Origin of the sequence: Halorubrum lipolyticum DSM 21995 (genome assembly GCF_000337375.1) — an archaeon.
GTDB lineage: Archaea > Halobacteriota > Halobacteria > Halobacteriales > Haloferacaceae > Halorubrum > Halorubrum lipolyticum.
Map to the genome: position 1 here is coordinate 268,791 of NZ_AOJG01000030.1, position 16,135 is coordinate 284,925.

The 16,135-nt window shown below is 70.0% G+C and carries 16 protein-coding genes and 1 pseudogene; 12 read left to right on the forward strand and 5 right to left on the reverse strand.

Annotated elements, in window-relative coordinates:
• From C469_RS11755 to C469_RS11765, 3 genes are all read left to right on the forward strand, one after another.
• Complete coding sequence (locus C469_RS11755) at positions 1-480, forward strand: GNAT family N-acetyltransferase (protein WP_008006853.1); 480 nt, start codon at positions 1-3, stop codon at positions 478-480.
• 61 nt (positions 481-541) lie between these two features.
• Complete coding sequence (gene hisI, locus C469_RS11760; protein ID WP_008006855.1) at positions 542-925, forward strand: phosphoribosyl-AMP cyclohydrolase; 384 nt, start codon at positions 542-544, stop codon at positions 923-925.
• Positions 926-2,092, forward strand: coding sequence for a DUF7118 family protein (locus C469_RS11765; RefSeq protein WP_008006857.1), 1,167 nt, complete (start codon positions 926-928; stop codon positions 2,090-2,092). It begins immediately after the preceding gene.
• 35 nt (positions 2,093-2,127) lie between these two features.
• On the opposite strand, the gene C469_RS11770 is transcribed toward C469_RS11765, so the two are convergent.
• Positions 2,128-3,630, reverse strand: coding sequence for a lipopolysaccharide biosynthesis protein (locus C469_RS11770; RefSeq protein ID WP_008006859.1), 1,503 nt, complete (start codon positions 3,628-3,630; stop codon positions 2,128-2,130).
• A gap of 283 nt (positions 3,631-3,913) precedes the next feature.
• Here C469_RS11770 and C469_RS11775 point away from each other — a divergent pair, with 283 nt between their 5' ends.
• From C469_RS11775 to C469_RS11785, 4 genes and pseudogenes are all read left to right on the forward strand, one after another.
• Entirely contained in the window at positions 3,914-5,059 is a 1,146-nt protein-coding gene (locus C469_RS11775; RefSeq protein ID WP_008006861.1) for a glycosyltransferase family 4 protein, read from the forward strand.
• A gap of 113 nt (positions 5,060-5,172) precedes the next feature.
• Positions 5,173-5,997: pseudogene (locus C469_RS17850) on the forward strand (glucosamine inositolphosphorylceramide transferase family protein); the annotation flags it as partial.
• A gap of 43 nt (positions 5,998-6,040) precedes the next feature.
• Positions 6,041-6,727, forward strand: coding sequence for a glucosamine inositolphosphorylceramide transferase family protein (locus C469_RS17855; RefSeq protein WP_449272118.1), 687 nt, complete (start codon positions 6,041-6,043; stop codon positions 6,725-6,727).
• Between the two features lie 100 nt (positions 6,728-6,827).
• Positions 6,828-7,724 carry a sugar phosphate isomerase/epimerase family protein gene (locus C469_RS11785; protein WP_008006865.1) on the forward strand — a complete coding sequence of 299 codons (897 nt, stop codon included), beginning with the start codon at positions 6,828-6,830 and terminating at the stop codon, positions 7,722-7,724.
• A gap of 18 nt (positions 7,725-7,742) precedes the next feature.
• On the opposite strand, the gene C469_RS11790 is transcribed toward C469_RS11785, so the two are convergent.
• From C469_RS11790 to C469_RS11800, 3 genes are all read right to left on the reverse strand, one after another.
• Positions 7,743-8,333 carry a metal-dependent hydrolase gene (locus C469_RS11790; protein ID WP_049911340.1) on the reverse strand — a complete coding sequence of 197 codons (591 nt, stop codon included), beginning with the start codon at positions 8,331-8,333 and terminating at the stop codon, positions 7,743-7,745.
• Between the two features lie 76 nt (positions 8,334-8,409).
• Positions 8,410-8,841 (reverse strand): hypothetical protein, encoded by a 432-nt coding sequence (locus C469_RS11795; RefSeq protein WP_008006867.1) that lies wholly within the window; start codon positions 8,839-8,841, stop codon positions 8,410-8,412.
• A gap of 133 nt (positions 8,842-8,974) precedes the next feature.
• On the reverse strand, positions 8,975-10,123 hold the full coding sequence (locus C469_RS11800) for a Gfo/Idh/MocA family protein (RefSeq protein WP_049911342.1): 1,149 nt from the start codon (positions 10,121-10,123) through the stop codon (positions 8,975-8,977).
• Between the two features lie 305 nt (positions 10,124-10,428).
• Here C469_RS11800 and C469_RS11805 point away from each other — a divergent pair, with 305 nt between their 5' ends.
• Positions 10,429-11,046: a DUF7344 domain-containing protein gene (locus tag C469_RS11805; protein ID WP_008006869.1), complete on the forward strand. Its 618-nt coding sequence runs from the start codon at positions 10,429-10,431 to the stop codon at positions 11,044-11,046.
• A 40-nt stretch (positions 11,047-11,086) separates the two neighbouring features.
• On the opposite strand, the gene C469_RS11810 is transcribed toward C469_RS11805, so the two are convergent.
• Positions 11,087-11,608 (reverse strand): DUF7344 domain-containing protein, encoded by a 522-nt coding sequence (locus C469_RS11810; protein WP_008006870.1) that lies wholly within the window; start codon positions 11,606-11,608, stop codon positions 11,087-11,089.
• A gap of 207 nt (positions 11,609-11,815) precedes the next feature.
• Between C469_RS11810 and C469_RS11815 the strand changes: the two genes are divergently transcribed.
• The 4 genes from C469_RS11815 (at position 11,816) to C469_RS11830 (ending at position 15,821) form a co-directional block, all read left to right on the forward strand.
• Positions 11,816-12,100 (forward strand): PadR family transcriptional regulator, encoded by a 285-nt coding sequence (locus C469_RS11815; RefSeq protein WP_008006871.1) that lies wholly within the window; start codon positions 11,816-11,818, stop codon positions 12,098-12,100.
• 222 nt (positions 12,101-12,322) lie between these two features.
• Positions 12,323-13,438 carry a glycosyltransferase family 2 protein gene (locus C469_RS11820; RefSeq protein WP_008006872.1) on the forward strand — a complete coding sequence of 372 codons (1,116 nt, stop codon included), beginning with the start codon at positions 12,323-12,325 and terminating at the stop codon, positions 13,436-13,438.
• Entirely contained in the window at positions 13,435-14,535 is a 1,101-nt protein-coding gene (gene wecB, locus C469_RS11825) for a non-hydrolyzing UDP-N-acetylglucosamine 2-epimerase (protein ID WP_008006874.1), read from the forward strand. Before C469_RS11820 ends, wecB begins: the two co-directional genes overlap by 4 nt.
• The gene (locus C469_RS11830; protein ID WP_008006877.1) at positions 14,532-15,821 is read left to right on the forward strand and encodes a nucleotide sugar dehydrogenase; all 1,290 of its coding nucleotides are present in this window, start codon (positions 14,532-14,534) and stop codon (positions 15,819-15,821) included. Before wecB ends, C469_RS11830 begins: the two co-directional genes overlap by 4 nt.
• The last annotated feature ends 314 nt before the right edge of the window (positions 15,822-16,135 follow it).

Below are 16,135 nucleotides of genomic sequence, written 5' to 3' on the forward strand. Positions count from 1 at the left end.
ATGACGGGTGAGCCGTCGGGGGACCGCCGCGACGCCGCCGATCGCCCCGCGGGCGACCGGCTCGCCCCCGATCCCAGGGTCCGCGCCGCCCGGCCGGCCGACGCCGACCGGATCCGGGAGCTACAGGACCACCTCCGACAGCCCAACCCCGACCTGCTGGAGTACGGGCTCGCGGTCGGGTCCGCGCTCGTCAGCGTCGCCGACGGGCGGGCGGTCGGCTACCTGCTCCCGGTCGACGCCGCGAACCGTCCCGGGGTCCACCTCGCCGAACTCGTCGTCGAGCCCGCCCGGCGCCGGGAGGGTCGCGCCCGCGGGTTGCTCTCGGCGGTCGTCGGGGACGCGACCGGCCCCGTGACGCTGCAGGCGCACCCCGACAACGACGCCGCGCTGGCGCTGTACGAGGGGGTGGGGTTCGAGGTCGTCGACCGGCGCGCCGACGCGTACGCCGACGGCGACGCGCTGGTGTTGCGCCGGGAGTAGGAGCCGGTGACGAGTGGGAACAGACAAAAGGACTATTCGAGCCCCACGCGTCCGGCGAGACATGACCGACGCCGACGCGGGAGAGGGAGCGATCGAGGTCGACTTCGGCGACGACGGGCTCGTCCCGGCGGTCGCGCAGGACGCCGACTCGGGCGAGGTGCTGATGCTCGCGTACGTCTCGCCGGAGGCGCTCGAACGGACCCGCGAGACGGGCGAGGCGCACTACTACTCGCGGTCGCGCGACGAGCTGTGGCACAAGGGCGGCTCCTCGGGGCACACCCAGGCGGTCCGCGAGGTCCGCGTCGACTGCGACGCCGACACCCTGCTCTACGTCGTCGACCAGAACGTGGGGGCGTGTCACACGGGCCACCGCTCCTGTTTCCACCGGACGATCGACGGCGAGCACGTCGGCGAGCGCGTCTTCGACCCGGACGAGGTGTACTGAATGAGCGGCGCGGGAGCGACGGCCGACGGGGACGACGCCGACCCCGTCCGCGAGGCGGGCGAGGCGGCCGCGGCGCTGCGCGAGCGGTACGACGAGCTCGCCCGGATCGAGGGGCGGATCGCCGACCTCGGGCGGGACCGAATCGAGGCCGCCGTCGACGCCTACCGCCGGGCGCACCGCGTGCTCGACGGGTACGAGGAGGACGCGGTCGGCACCGGCGACTTCGGCTCCTACGTCCAGTTCCGGGGGGAGTTCGGGGAGGCGGTCGACGTCGACGACGACGCGCTCGCGGCGGACGCGTTCGCCGCCGCGGACGAGGCGGTCGACAAGCGCCGCCTCTCGGAGTCGGACTTCGCCGCCGCGCGGGAGGCGCTGGAGCCGGCCGGCGAGTACGTCGACCTGCTCGCCGACCGAGACGCGGCGGTCGACGACTACCGGGCCGCGCGCAAGGCCGCGCGAGAGGCGCGAAAGGCGCTCGACGCCCGGCTCGACGAGCTGCGCGAGGTCGCCGAGATGGCCGACGCCGACCTCGACGCCGACGTGGACCGGCTCCGGGGGCCGATCGAGTCGTACAACGACGCGGTCCGCGAGGGGTTCGACTCCTTTTATAAATCCGCGTCGGCCCGAGAGGCCTTCGCCTTCCTCGACCGCGCCGACGGCACCCCGTTCGTCGACGCGGACGTGCCGCCGACCGACTTACGCGAGTACGTCGACGAGTACGAGGCAGGCGAGGAACCCCTGCCGACGCTGTTGAAGTACGCGGACTACTCGAACTCGAAGCTGGAGCACTACGTCGACGACCCCGGCGCCCTCCGGACCGCGGTCGCGGTCCATCGGACCTACATCGAACGGCTCGACGCCGAGCCGCTGACGCTCGACTGGCCGCCGGCCGGCGGCGACGAGCTGGCCTACGAGATCGACGAGCTGATCCCGCTCGTCTCGCGGGTCGCCGACGACGAGACGGTGGCGACGCTCCGCTCGGTCCGCGAGCTCGCCCGCGACGACGACTACGAGCGGCTCCGTCGCGCGGCCGCGGTGCGCGACGCGCTCGACGAGCCGAAGCTGGACCTTTTAAAAAAGGGCGTCGTCGACGACCGGGTGCGCGAGGCCGAGCGGACCCTGTCGATCGTCGGGGACGTGCTGGCGGAGACGGAGCGGGACGCGTAGCGAGAGCGCGGCGAGCCGTCGTCACCGCGACCGCGTCACCCCCGGATCCCGTCGCTGATCATCCGCAGGTTGCGCTCGATCCCCCAGTCGAACCGCCGCTCGAGCAGGAACGCGACCGCGAAGTACACCACCGCGCCCGACGGAACCAACACGAGGAACTCGACGAGCGGGGTCAGCTCCGTCGCGGCCGCCGCGTACCACAGGGTGCCGAACATGACCGAGGCGGCGACGAACGGGTAGAGGTACTCGGCGTACAGCTGTCTCTGTCGGGCCTTGACCATCCGCGCCGAGAGGTACACGTCCAGCGGAAGCATCGGGAAGACGTACACCCCGACGACGACCAGCGCGGTCCCCTCTATCCCCCATCTCGCCGTCGCCGGCCAGATGAACGCGGCGATACACGCCACGCGGAGCAGCCCGGTCTTGACGATGTAGTCCGGGCGGTCGAGCGCCTTCCAGATGGCGCCGAAGTTCCGCGTTATCGAGTGCAACAGCCCGTACAACGCGAGTATCTGCATCGCCGTGATCATCGGGCGCCACTCGTCGCCGAGGACGGCGGGGACGAAGCTCGGCGCCACGAGCGCGATGCCGAACGACAGCGGAAACGCGACGAACGCGGTCAGCCGGGTCGTCTGGAGCAACGCCCCGCGGAGCTCGTCGATGTCGCCCTGGAGCCGGGAGTACGCCGGGAACGTGATCTCGGAGATGATCCCGGAGGCCTCGGACGCCGGCATGTCCGCGATCCGGTACGCGTACTGGTAGAACCCGAGGGCGGTCGCGGAGAGGAACCACCCGACGAAGGCGTCGTCGCCCTCGCTGTACACGAACCCGATGATCGACGCGCCGGTGATCCACTTGCCGTAGTCGATGAGCCGCCGCGCGACGGCGACCTCGAAGGCCGGCCGCGGGCGGTAGTCGTGGAGGACGTACGAGAGGATGAACTTGAAAAAGGACTTGCTCACGGTCGCGAAGACGAGCGCCCAGACGGTCGGGGAGTAGAGCGCGTAGCCGACGCCGACGACGAACTGCACGACCGACCCGCTCGACTTGAAGACGAAGTCCTTGTGAAAGGAGAGGTCCTTCTGGAAGTAGACGATAGCGGGGTTGCGAAACCCGTACAGCAGCGGGCTCAGGCCCAGCACGCGGATGAGGTTCGTCGCACCGGGCTCGTCGAAGACCCCGGCGATGAACGGCGCCGCGACGGCCAACACGCCGAAGATGAGGACGCCCCGCGCGGCCTCCAGCGTCCACGTCGTGTTGAGGTACTCGTCGATGTTCTCCTGTTTGTCCTGGATGAGGGCCGCGTTGATCCCGATGTCGGTGAAACGCCTGATCCCGGAGAGAACGAGCAGGGCGATCCCCATCAGCCCGAAGGCGCGCGGGGAGAGCAGCCGCGCGAGCACCAGCAGCATCAGGAGCTGTGACAGCCGGACCGCCATCTTCGTCGCCGTCACCCAGATCCCGCTCTTGACGGTTCGCTGGACGACGGACCCCGACGGGACGGCGCGCTCGACGAGTTCTCGGAGGCGGTCCTTCATGGACTGCCGCGCCCGGACGGCCCGAGACGCCCGCCGCCTTTGCTGGAACGGTTCATGGCCCGGACTCCGGGCGACGAGGGGATTGTTATGCCGCTCGTAACGCCGGGACGCGAGCGGGTCGGGCGTCCCGTCCCGGCTCGGACTCCGGTATCCCGTTTATACTTATTCGGGCGGACGGCCTGCACCGACACGTCGTGACCCACCGACGGAGCGGCCGGCGCGCGTCGCAGCTCACCACCGGCGGGGCGTCCGCCGGGAAGCCACGCGGTCGATCCCGGGGCCGATGACCGACGCCGACGACCTCACGCTGCTGTTGATGAGCGGGAGCTGGTACCCGGAGAACGCGTACATGACCCTGCTCGCGGACGCGCTCTGCGAGGCGGGCGTCGAGGTCCGGACGCCGCCCCTCCCGCTGTTCTTCCCGCTCACGCGCGCGGTCCTTGCGAATCCCGACGCCGACGCGATGCAGCTCGACTGGATCTACGACTACTACGTGACGACCGGGACGGGGGTCGGCCCCGCGAACGCGCTGGTCTCGTTCCTGCGGGCGGCCGCGTTCCTCGTCGACGTCGCGCTCGTCTCGCTGCTCGGCGTCGGCGTCGTCCGGACCGTTCACAACGAGCGCCACCACGAGGGGTTGTACCCCCGCACGGAGCGGCTCGTCAACGAGTGCGTGTTCGCCGTCGCCGACGCGATCACGGTCAAGTGCGGCGCCGCGGCCGACGCGGTCGCCGCGGCGTACCGCGTCCCGGAGGCCGACGAGATCACGGTGGTCCCCGACGGGAACTTCGTCGCCGCGTACGAGAACGACGTGTCCCGCGAGGCGGCTAGACGCGACCTCGGGATCGACGACGACGCCTTCGTGGTCCTCTTTTTCGGGCTGATCCGCGAGTACAAGGGGGTCCCGGACCTCGTCGAGGCGTTCGCTGGCCTCGACGCGCCGGACGCGGAGCTGTGGCTGGTCGGGAACCCGCACGACGACCGGACCGAGGCGCAGGTCGCGGCGCTCGCCCGGAGCGACCCGCGGATCGAGACCCGCCTCGAGTTCGTGCCGGACGAGCGGATCCAGTACTTCCTGAACGCCGCCGACGCCCTCGCGTTACCGTACCGCCGGATACTCAACTCGGGGACGGCGCACCTCGGGATCTCGTACGGCCGCCCGGTGATCGCGCCCGCGATCGGCTGTCTCCCGGAGACGGTGCCGCCGGAGAACGAGTTCCTCTACGACCCGAGCGACGGCGACGGCCTCGCGGAGGCCCTTCGGGGGGCGTACGACCACCCGGACCTCGAGTCGATCGGGCGAGCGAACCACCGGCACGCGCGGTCGCAGCGCTGGGCGGAAGCGGCGGCGTCGCTGAGTCGGATCTACCGAGAGGCGGCCGACGGCGATGGGCGTCTCGACCGCTCGGTCGGCGCGACCGAGCCGTAGACGGCTCTGTGAGAGGCGCCGATCGGCGACGACCCCCGCCGTTTCGGGGCCTTCCCGCTCGGTTAATTATGAGACTAACTATATATTTCAATGACATATTGGGCTCCGTCTTGATGTCTCGCATCCTCTCCTCGGTCAAACGGCGGCCCGTCGTCGTCCGGACGGCCTGGTGGGCCGGCAAGGTCGTCAACCACCGGATTCCGAGGCTGATCTCGCGGCTGTCGAACGGGGAGGGGCGGGCGAAGGCGGGGATACGCCCGCCGGTCCGCGAGAGCGACATCCTCTCGGACGGCGGCGAGCACGAACTCCCCGGGCCGGAGGAGATAACGGAGACGGGGTATAACCCGGTGTTAGTCGCAGAGGACGTGACGGACTTCGGCGCGGTCGACTTCGTCGCGGACCCGTTTCTCCTCCCCGGAGCGGACCGCTGGCACCTCTTCTTCGAGGTGTGTAACTACGCCCGCGACCCGGACGCCGCGATCGGCCACGCGACGAGTCCCGACGGGCTCCGCTGGGAGTACGACCGCGTCGTCCTGCGAACGGACGAACACCTCTCGTTCCCGTACGTGTTCGAGTGGGAGGGCACCCGGTACATGGTGCCCGAGGAGGGCGGAGCAGACGGGCGAGCGGTCCNGTACGTGTTCGAGTGGGAGGGCACCCGGTACATGGTGCCCGAGGAGGGCGGAGCAGACGGGCGAGCGGTCCGGCTCTACGAGGCGACCGATTTCCCCGGCGGGTGGGAGCAGCTCGCGACGCTCGTGTCGGCGGATCACCACACCGACGACACGGTCCTGTTCAGGTGGGGGAACCGCTGGTGGCTGCTCGTCGGCGACGGTGACGTCGCGGGGGTCCGGGCCTACTACAGCGACTCGCTCGTCGCCGACGACTGGGAGCCGCACCGAGAGAACCCGGTCGTCACCGACCGCCCCGCCGCGTTCCGACCCGGCGGNGTACGTGTTCGAGTGGGAGGGCACCCGGTACATGGTGCCCGAGGAGGGCGGAGCAGACGGGCGAGCGGTCCGGCTCTACGAGGCGACCGATTTTCCGGAGGAGTGGGAGCCCCGAGCGACGCTCGTCTCGGCGGATCACCGCACCGACGACACGGTCCTGTTCAGGTGGGGGAACCGCTGGTGGCTGCTCGTCGGCGACGGTGACGTCGCGGGCTTCCGGGCCTACCACAGCGACTCGCTCGTCGCCGACGACTGGGAGCCGCACCGAGAGAACCCGGTCGTCACCGACCGCCCCGCCGCGTTCCGACCCGGCGGGCGCCCGATCGTCGGCTCCGACGGCGTCGTCGTCTTCTTCCAGGACTGCGAGCGGCGGTACGGCGAGGCGGTCCGTGCGTTCGAGGTCACGGAACTGGACCCGGAGCACTACGCCGACGCCGAGCTCCGGGAGTCGCCGATCCTCGAGGGGACGGGCGCCAGAATCGGCTGGAACTCCGGGCGGATGCACCACGTCGACCCGTGGTGCGTCGACGGCCGNGAGTCGCCGATCCTCGAGGGGACGGGCGCCAGAATCGGCTGGAACTCCGGGCGGATGCACCACGTCGACCCGTGGTGCGTCGACGGCCGCTGGCTCTGTGCGGTCGACGGCAACGTGAGTCACCCGGGGCTGTTCACGAACGACCACTGGTCGATCGGCGTGACGACCGTCGACCCGGACTGAGGTCGAGCGGGCCGATACCGTTCCGGAGACGGGTCCGCGCTCGGACCGCCGCCGGGATAGGCGGCCCATTACTTCCGTCCGAGGGGCCGGACACCGGACAATGAGCCGGTCAGAATCAGTCGAACGAGCGGCGGAGTCGCGTCCGCGCTCGGCGATACAGCTGCACACGCTCCGGAACATCGACGAGCCCCTGCCCGAAACGATCCGCCGGGTGGCCGACGCCGGCTACGAGGGGGTCGAGTTCGCGGGCCGGTTCCTCGAGGCGGACTCCCGCGCGGTCCGGGACGCGCTCGACGAAACGGGCGTCGAACCCGTGGCCGCGCACGCCGACCTGAGCGCGCTGGAAGGGGACCTGGAGTCGGTCGCCGACCGGTGTCGGCGCGTCGGCTGCGACCACGTCGTCATCCCCCACCTCGGCGCCGGCTACTTCCGGACGACGACGCACGTCGACCGGCTCGCCAGGCGCCTCGACGGGCTCGCGGGGCGGGCCGACAGCCGCGGGCTCCGGCTGTCGTATCACACGTCGAAGGACCCGTTCCTCCCGCTTCTCGACCGGTTCGGCCTCGGCGTCCCCGCCAACCTCCCGTCACCCGGCCTCGTCTGGGAGCTGGTGGCCGAGGCGGCCGACCTGACGGTCCGCGGGGCGGACCGAACCGCGGAGACGACCGGGCTCGGTCGGCTCGCGTCTCGCACCGACGACCTCGGGTTCGAGGTCGACGTGGGGTGGGTCACCGCCGGCGGGTACGACCCGGTCGACGTGTTTGAACTGCTCGGAGACCGCCTGTCGCTGATCCACATCGCCGACGTCGAGCGACGGCGTCGCTTCCCGCCGGCGTTCCGATCGGTCCCGCCCGGCGAGGGGATGCTCGACCTCGACCGCGTGCTCCGGGCCTCGCGAGAGACCGGCGTCGACTGGCTCGTCTTCGAGGACGACCACCCCTCGGACCCCGAGGCGGCGGTCTACCGCGGCCGGGCGACGCTCGCTCGGAGCGACTGACCGGAGCGGGCGACGGCCTCAGGCCCGGAGTCGATCGATCCCCCGCCGTAGCGGGTCGGTGACCAGCGACAGCCCGGGTCGGCCGTCGGCCAGCCACAGCGCGACTCCGAGCACGACCGAGCCGAGCTGGAGCGCGATGACCGGAGTGAGTTCGAGGGTGAGCAGCCGCGCGACGTACTCGGTCAACAGCCCGTAGACGCCGTCGACGAACGAGCCGCGGTCGGGCCCCGGCACGCTGTCGGCGATCGGCCACAGCACCGGGGAGAGCTCCAGCCGCCCGCTCGACAGCGACGCCGGGAGCACGTCGCCGACGAGGTGGAGCACGTATCCGATCAGGAAGGCGCCGCCCGACGCGCCGGCGCGTCGGCGCTCGGCGATCGCGTACACGGCGAGCACCGCCGGAACGCCGATGAACACCGAGTGGGCCGCCGCGTACCCCGTCGAGAACACGTCGAACTCCCACGCGAGCGGCTTGTCGATCAGGTCCGGGAGCACGGCGCCGAACGCGAGCGCGACCGCGGGGGCGTCTCCCGGTCGCGACCGATACCTGCCGTGAACGTACGTCGAGTAACACACGTAGGCGAACAGCACGTGCTCCCAAGGCCACATGTGACGAGGGACCCGTCGGTCGGGGGTAGTTATAGACGGGGTACCGAGAGAGCCGTCCCCTTCCCGCGCGGTCCGGTTACGCTTCGAACGACTCGCCGTCGACCGAGACCTCGGCGTCGCCGTCGACGGTGACGTCGCGGAGCTCGCCGCGGAACCGGTAGCCGCGCTCGTCGCCCGCGACCGCGCCCTCCGCGGTGGACCCGGAGACGTGGCCGGCGATTCGGCTCGTTCCCTCGTCCGCGACGAGTTCCCCGTCGACGGTCACCTCGTACGTGGAGGGAGCGCCCGACCCGCGGATCCGGATCAGCCGTTCCGGCCCGGCGTCCTCGGTCGACGCGGCGACGACCCCGTTGAGCCGACCGGTGAGCGTCGCGATCGTCGCGACCGCCGCCCCGCTGAGGCGGGCGTACCTCCGCCGCGTGACGCCGGTGGGTCCGGACTCGTCTCGGTCGATATCCGGGGGTTCGTCCCCCGCCGACTGCAGTCTGTGTGCCAGCTTGTGTGCCATTGCAGGCGTTAATCCGACGTTAACCGCAATAAATGTTTGGTTTATTATGTATTCGTTCGGAGATGACTATCTCGAGAGCCGATAGGTTTCGACCCCGAATCTCGGCCGCGGCGAACCGTCAGACCGCGCTCGGCTATTCGTCGTCGGGCCAGTCGACCATCCCACCGAGCTGTTCGGCCTCGTACATCTCTTCGAGGGGGTTCCCCTCGACGTCCAGCGGGAGGTGGACGCGCCCGCGCCGCCGCGCGGACTCCCAGCTCGCGAACACCAGTTCGGTGCCGCGGAGGGCGCGGCGACCGGAGAAGACCGGCTCCGTGTCGGTCGACAGCGCGTCGACGAGGTGTTCGATCGCCTTCTCGTAGTGGGTCGGCGACTCCGCGGGCCACGTCACGCCCGGCAGGGCCCCGGTGATCTTACTGAGGGCCGCGCGAGCGAGCCCGGGCGACGGACCGTACACGTTCTCGTCGGTGTCGACGGTCCGCCACTTCCCGCCGGTCCGGACCCGGAGCGCCGTCCCGTCGTCGGTCTGGATCTCGATGACGCCGTCCTCGCCGACGACCCGGAGGTAGGCGTCGACGCTGGTCACGCCGTCCTCGGCCGTCGACGCGACCCCGAGGGTGCCGTCGGCGTACCGCCACTGGGCGATCGACCGCGTCTCGTTGAGGGCGCCGAACCACCGGTTCTCGTGCGAGCAGTCGATGGCCGCGAGCGCCCACTCCGCGCGCGCGCCGTCCACGAAGAGGTCACAGAGGTCGAAGAGGTGAGAGCCCGCGTCGAAGAGGTTCACCTCGGACCACTCCAACCGCTCGAGCTCGCCGATCTCCCCGTCGTCGAGCATCTCTTTCGCCCGCAGGACCGGCTCGGCCAGCCGGCGCTGGTGGTCGATCGTGAGCTGGACGCCCTCGCGGTCGCAGACCTCCACCATGCGCCGGCAGTCCTCCCACGCGGTCGCCATGGGCTTCTCGCAGTGGACCGCGTCGACCGACGGCGCGGAGGCGCTGTCGACGACGAGGTCGGCGTGGATCGCCGGCGGCACGCAGATGCTCACGATGTCGGGCTCGACCGCCTCGAGCATGACCTCGTGGTCCTCGTAGACGGCGTCGAGCCCGTGGTGTTCGGCGAACGCCTTGGCGTTCTCCGGGACGATGTCCGCGCAGGCGACGAGCGAACACGAGTCGAGGCGCTGGTACCCGGCGGCGTGGCGGTACGCCATCGCGAATCCGTCTCGATCACGCGTCTCCGGGTCCTCTCCCGTCCCGATTATCGCGACACGGTATGTCATTATCACCCTCACACGAGGGCGGAGGAAGAGTATACGTCTGCTAACGGGACCGCCGAGCCGATCGCTCCGCAGGTCGAACCAGCCGGCGTACGGGCCGGAGCAGCCGGCGTACGGGCCGGAACGATCGAGATCTCGGCCCGAGCAGCCGGGATCTCGCCCGGAACGGTCGGGAAACAGCGGTGGCGACGCCGGGAGAAGCGCCGGTCGGCGGTAGGCCCCTCAGTCTGCCAATTGAATGCATTCCCGAATTGTTAGAACGCATTAACTTCACTATATCTAAGGTGGTGTGCCGTGTGGGTCGTTCCATGAGTGCGGGAAATTCGGGGTCACTTAGCGGGGATCAACTCGGGACCGAACCCGAGACGTCCTCCGACGACGTATCGAACTTAGAGGAGATCGGGAAGTCGTCCCGGTCGAACGGGTCGGCCCTCGAGAAGGGCGAGATCTTCGACCTCCTCAAGAACAGCCGCCGTCGCAGCATCATCCAGTACCTCCGCGCGCACGACGGCTACGCCGAGCTCAACGATGTCGCCGAGCACATCGCGGCGGACGAGAACGACATCACGGTCCGAGAGCTCTCGTCGGACCAGCGGAAGCGGGTGTACATCGGCCTCTACCAGTGTCACCTCCCGAAGATGGACACGCTGGGAGTCGTCGAGTACGACAAGAACCGCGGGACGATCGAGCTGCAGGACTCGGTGTCCCAACTGTTAGCGTACATGGACCCAGTCGACGAGGACGAGACCGAGGAAACGGCCCCCGACCGGGAGTGGCTCGCGCCCGCGATCGCCGCCGCGGTGGTCGCCGTCGTCGGCCTCGGAACGCTCGGTATCGGCGCCCTCTCGGCCGTCCCGGCGGCCGGCTGGACGCTGCTGTGCGTCGTCGGAATCCTCGCCATCGTCGGCGTTCAGTACTTGGAGTAGCCGCGCGGTCCCTCTCTCCGCCGGTCCTGCCCCGCGAGGATCAGTCGCTCACCAGCCGTTCGAGAAACGTGTACTCCCCGCGTTTGACGGCCGTCTCGTAGTACTGAAACGCCGCCAGCGACATGACGGAGCCGGCGAACACCAGGCTCGGGAGCGCCGAGACCGCACTCAGGAGCTGCGCGACGCCGATCGCGACGCCGACCAGCGCGAGCGCGCCGTAGTAGACCGCCCACTGGCGGTCCGGCTCGACGTCCTCGTTCAGAATGCGGGCGACGTCCTCGACGCGGTCGGTGAGGGTGACCGTCTTCTCGTCGCCGTCGTACCGCACCAGCCCGACCTGCTCCAGCTTCGGGATGTGAGTCTGATACAGCGAGATGTAGAACCGCTTGACCACGTCGCTGTCGACCGGCTCGTCCGTCTCGTCCGTCGCCGTGTCGCGGGCCAGCGCACGGAGGTCCGCGCGCCCGCCGCGCCGATGCAGGTGATACAGGATCTGCCGGCGTCGTGAACTGCTCAGTACCTCGAACACTTCGTCTTTCGTGAGTTCCTCCGTCGAGTTCATGGGGTGGTCTCGTGATCAGGTGGCGACTTTCGCCCCCAGCGTCGACGGGGACGGGCGGATAGCAGACACGTGACGCCTCACTCAATTTGTTATCACGTCCATATCGGCGAGCGAGCGGGGGGCCGGCGGACGCGCGACACCGCGATCTCTCCGAGACGCTCGTTCACGTATTCATAACGAAACTCTTGGGGGGTCCACTGTCGCGACATGACAGATCCCCTTTTCGAGCTGACCAGCTTTCAGCGAGACCTCCTCTACGTGGTCGTGGGTGAAACGAACCCGTCAGGCCAGGAGATCAAGACCGAGCTCGAGACGGTGATGGACGAGATCACGCACGGACGGCTGTATCCCAACCTCGACACGCTGGTGAAGAAGGGGTACGTCGAGAAGGGCGAGATCGACCGCCGGACTAACTTCTATCAGGTGACTGAGGCGGGGTTCGAGGCGCTTCAGGCGCGGCGGAACTGGGAGGACCGGTACGTGGACCTATGAGCGCACGGTCGACCGGGCGGTCGGGTGATGCGGTGTCTAACGAAGTCCGCTTCCGACGGCCGTACAGCCAGCCACCTCGTGCCGCGTCGAACCTCGCACACGGGGGGTCCACACGAAACTCATGATCACAGCCAACGGCAGAGCCACCGACGGGCGTCGACGAGGGTCGCAGACTCCGCGGACCGGGTCGACCGCGGTCCGGCGCGGGGGGAGGAGCTGACGATGTACGACGGACGGAGCGTCGGGGTCGTCGTCCCCGCGTACAACGAGGCGGGACACGTCGGCGAGGTGATCGAGACGATGCCCGAGTACGTCGACCGGATATACGCGGTCGACGACGCGTCGACCGACGGGACGTGGGAAGAGATGCGCGACCGCGCCCGTCGGGTCAACGATCGGGCCACCGACTCGTCGCCCGCGCGCGGCACCGGTCCGCCGCGCGTCGTCACGATCCAACACGAGCGGAACCGCGGCGCCGGGGCGGCGGTCAAGACCGGCTACTCGCGCGCGCTCGACGACGGGGTCGACGTCATCGCCGTGATGGACGGCGACGGGCAGATGGACCCGGACCACCTCGAACGGATCGTCGAACCCGTCGCCGCGGGCGACGTGACCTACGCGAAGGGGAACCGGCTCAGCTCCCGGCGGGACTACGAGCGGATGTCGAACTGGCGGCTGTTCGGGAACGTCATCTTGACCCTTCTGACCCGGATCTCCAGCGGGTACTGGGAGGTCTCCGACCCGCAGAACGGCTTCACGGCGATCTCGAACGAGGGGCTCCGGCGGATCCGGTTCGAGCGCCTCTACGACGAGTACGGCTTCCTCAACCACCTCCTGTTCGCGCTCAACCTCGATCGGGAACAGATCGCCGACATCTCCCACCCGTCGGTGTACGGCGACGAGACGAGCAGTATCCGGTACTCGACGTTCGTGCCGCGGGTCTCGGCGCTCCTGGCACAGAACTTCGTCGAGCGCATCGGGCGGTCGTACGTCCTCCGGCAGTTCCACCCGCTGGTCGTCTGCTACGCGCTGGGAGCGACCGTCACGCTCACCGGGATATTCGGGGGGGCCTACACCCTCGCGTCGGCGGGCGTCGACGCGTTCCTCGGCGGCATGATGTCGGTCTCGGTCGGGGCCCTCGGGGGGCTGCTGTTGACGCTCGGCATGTGGTTCGACGTGTCGGAGAACGACGGCCTCGTCCGGTCCGTCCCCGAGCCCCAGGAGCCGGAGCCGGAGCCGGGGGTCGACGTCGACCGGGAGGTCGGGAGCGGCCAGCGGTTCCCCGTCTTCCAGGACGGCGGTGAAGTGGCACGGCCGACGGAGGGGGAGTCCGAATGACCGAGATCGCCTTCGTCCTCGGGACGCGGCCCGAGATCATCAAGCTCGCGCCCGTCATCCAGGCGTGCGATCGGCGGGGGATCGGGTACGTCATCGTCCACACCGGCCAGCACTACTCCGACAGCCTCGACTCGGTGTTCTTCGACCAGCTCGACCTGCCGGACCCGGAGTACGACCTGGCCGTCGGCTCCGGGCCCCACGGGGAACAGACCGCGGAGATGCTCGTCGGAGTCGAGCGCGCCCTCGACGAGACCGCGCCCGAGGTCGTGTTGGTGCAGGGAGACACCAACAGCGTGCTCGCCGGGGCGCTCGCCGCCAGCAAGATGGACACCGAACTGGGCCACGTCGAGGCGGGGCTCCGGAGCTTCGACCGGGAGATGCCCGAGGAGACGAACCGGGTCCTCGCCGACCACGTCGCGGACTACCACTTCGCGCCGACCGACCGGAGCAAGGGGTACCTCCTCCGCGAGGGAATCTCGGCGTTCCGGATCACCGTCACGGGGAACACCGTGGTCGACGCGGTCGAGCGGAACCTCGACATCGCCCGCGAGAAGAGCACGGTCCTCGCGGACCTCGGCCTCGCCGGGTCGCGGTACTTCCTGCTGACGGCCCACAGGGCGGAGAACGTCGACGACGAGGAACGGTTTCGAAACCTCCTCGCGGGCGCCCAGCGGGCCGGTGACGCCCACGACGCCGACGTGATCTACCCCATGCACCCCCGGTCCCGGAGCCGCGTCGAGGAGTTCGGCATCGACCTCCCGCCGCGCGTCCGGGCGGTGGAGCCGCTGGAGTACCTCGACTTCCTGCAGGCGACGGCGTCCGCCGACCTCGTCCTGACCGACTCGGGCGGGGTGCAAGAAGAGGCGTGCGTCCTCGGCGTCCCCTGCGTGACGATGCGGGACAACACCGAGCGCCCCGAGACCGTCGACGCCGGGGCGAACCGACTCAGCTCCTGCGACCCGGCGCGGATCGAGCGGAGCGTCGCGGAGATGCTCGGGGCGAGCGACTGGGAGAACCCGTTCGGCGACGGCGACGCCGCCGAGCGGATCCTGGAGGCGCTTCCGCTGCAGACTCGGTCGCCGGAGGTGTCGCAATGAGCACCGTCTGCGTCCACGGGCTGGGCTACATCGGGCTGCCGACGGCCGCGATGCTCGCCAACTCGGGCCACGACGTGCGCGGGTACGACGTGGACGACGACCTCGTCGCGTCCCTCCGCGACGGCGACGTCGACATGAACGAGCCGGGCCTCTCCGAGTTCGTCGAGCGAGCGCTCGACGGCGGGGGGCTGACGGTCGTCGACGAGGTGGCGCCCGCGGCGTACCACCTCGTCTGCGTCCCGACCCCGTTCGACGAGGCCGAGCGGCGGGCCGACCTCGAGTACGTCCGGGCCGCGTCGAGGGCCGTCCGCCCGGTCCTCCGCGAGGGGGACACGGTCATCCTCGAGTCGACGGTGCCGCCCGGAGCGACCCACTCGGAGATGCGGCCGATCTTAGAGGAGTCCGGGCTGAGCGCGGACGGCGAGTTCGGGCTGGCCCACTGCCCGGAGACGGTCCTCCCCGGCGACATCATCGCGGAGCTGCGGGCGAACGACCGCATCGTCGGCGGGCTGACCGCCGAGGCCACCGCCGCGTCGGTGGCGCTGTACGAGTCGTTCGTCGACGGGGAGATCCGCACGACCGCCGGGCCGACGACCGCCGAGTTCGTCAAGCTCATCCAGAACACTGCCCGGGACGTGAACATCGGGCTGGCGAACGAGATCGCCCGGCTCGCCCACGACTACGGGATCGACTCCCGGGAGGCGATCGAGATGGCGAACGCCCACCCGCGGGTGGACATCCTCCGGCCCGGCCCGGGCGTCGGCGGCCACTGCCTCCCGATCGACCCGTGGTTCCTCGGCGACGGCTCCGACGAGCTCGACCTGATCGCCGCCGCGCGGCGGGTGAACGACGGGATGGTCGGCTTCGTCGTCGAGCTCCTCCGCGAGCTCGTGCCCGACCTCGCCGGGAAACGGATCGCCGTCCTCGGTGCGGCTTATAAAGGAAACGTCGACGACACCCGCATGAGCCGGGGGCTCGCGCTCGCGAGGGAGCTCCAGCACGGCCCGGAGGCATTGGCGCCCGCCACCGACGGCGGCGTGTCCGACTCCGCGAGCGTCGCCGTCCACGACCCGCACGTCTCGGACGCGACGCTGGACCTCCGTGACCTCGACGACGCGACGCGGGACGCCGACGCGGTCGTCGTCGTCACCGACCACGACGAGTTCGCCGACCTCGACCCGGCCGAACTGGCGGAGCGGATGGCGGAGCCGAACGTCGTCGACGCGACGGGGATCCTCGATCTGGGGCGGTGGCGGGACGCCGGCTTCTCGACCCGGCGCGTGTGAGCGAGAGTCGGCGCTCGTCTTCCGACCCGATCGATGTTCGGTTTTTCGACGGCTTTCGCACGGCTCGGCCGTCCACTGAACCCGGCTCTCGATCGACGGAGGGAGTGGGTATTGCAGATCGTTGGCAGCGAGACGATGTTTAATGTGTCCCGATCGACGGCGACGGTCGCTTATAAGTGAACACGGTGGTGCGGTGGCGTCGCCGGCGCTGCGCGCCGGCTGCAAGCGAGAGCGAAGCTCTCGCCCTGCGCGCCTCCGAGCGGCCGCCTTGGCGGCCGGGAGGAGCGCGTGTGAGGGACGCGGCGACCGAAGGG

Excerpts from the sequence above, each read along its gene's own strand:
- C469_RS11755 (WP_008006853.1), top strand. The coding sequence starts at position 1 with ATGACGGGTGAGCCGTCGGGGGACCGCCGCGACGCCGCCGATCGCCCC.
- hisI (WP_008006855.1), top strand. The coding sequence starts at position 542 with ATGACCGACGCCGACGCGGGAGAGGGAGCGATCGAGGTCGACTTCGGC.
- C469_RS11765 (WP_008006857.1), top strand. The coding sequence starts at position 926 with ATGAGCGGCGCGGGAGCGACGGCCGACGGGGACGACGCCGACCCCGTC.
- C469_RS11770 (WP_008006859.1), bottom strand. The coding sequence starts at position 3,630 with ATGAAGGACCGCCTCCGAGAACTCGTCGAGCGCGCCGTCCCGTCGGGG.
- C469_RS11775 (WP_008006861.1), top strand. The coding sequence starts at position 3,914 with ATGACCGACGCCGACGACCTCACGCTGCTGTTGATGAGCGGGAGCTGG.
- C469_RS11785 (WP_008006865.1), top strand. The coding sequence starts at position 6,828 with ATGAGCCGGTCAGAATCAGTCGAACGAGCGGCGGAGTCGCGTCCGCGC.
- C469_RS11790 (WP_049911340.1), bottom strand. The coding sequence starts at position 8,333 with ATGTGGCCTTGGGAGCACGTGCTGTTCGCCTACGTGTGTTACTCGACG.
- C469_RS11795 (WP_008006867.1), bottom strand. The coding sequence starts at position 8,841 with ATGGCACACAAGCTGGCACACAGACTGCAGTCGGCGGGGGACGAACCC.
- C469_RS11800 (WP_049911342.1), bottom strand. The coding sequence starts at position 10,123 with ATGACATACCGTGTCGCGATAATCGGGACGGGAGAGGACCCGGAGACG.
- C469_RS11805 (WP_008006869.1), top strand. The coding sequence starts at position 10,429 with ATGAGTGCGGGAAATTCGGGGTCACTTAGCGGGGATCAACTCGGGACC.
- C469_RS11810 (WP_008006870.1), bottom strand. The coding sequence starts at position 11,608 with ATGAACTCGACGGAGGAACTCACGAAAGACGAAGTGTTCGAGGTACTG.
- C469_RS11815 (WP_008006871.1), top strand. The coding sequence starts at position 11,816 with ATGACAGATCCCCTTTTCGAGCTGACCAGCTTTCAGCGAGACCTCCTC.
- C469_RS11820 (WP_008006872.1), top strand. The coding sequence starts at position 12,323 with ATGTACGACGGACGGAGCGTCGGGGTCGTCGTCCCCGCGTACAACGAG.
- wecB (WP_008006874.1), top strand. The coding sequence starts at position 13,435 with ATGACCGAGATCGCCTTCGTCCTCGGGACGCGGCCCGAGATCATCAAG.
- C469_RS11830 (WP_008006877.1), top strand. The coding sequence starts at position 14,532 with ATGAGCACCGTCTGCGTCCACGGGCTGGGCTACATCGGGCTGCCGACG.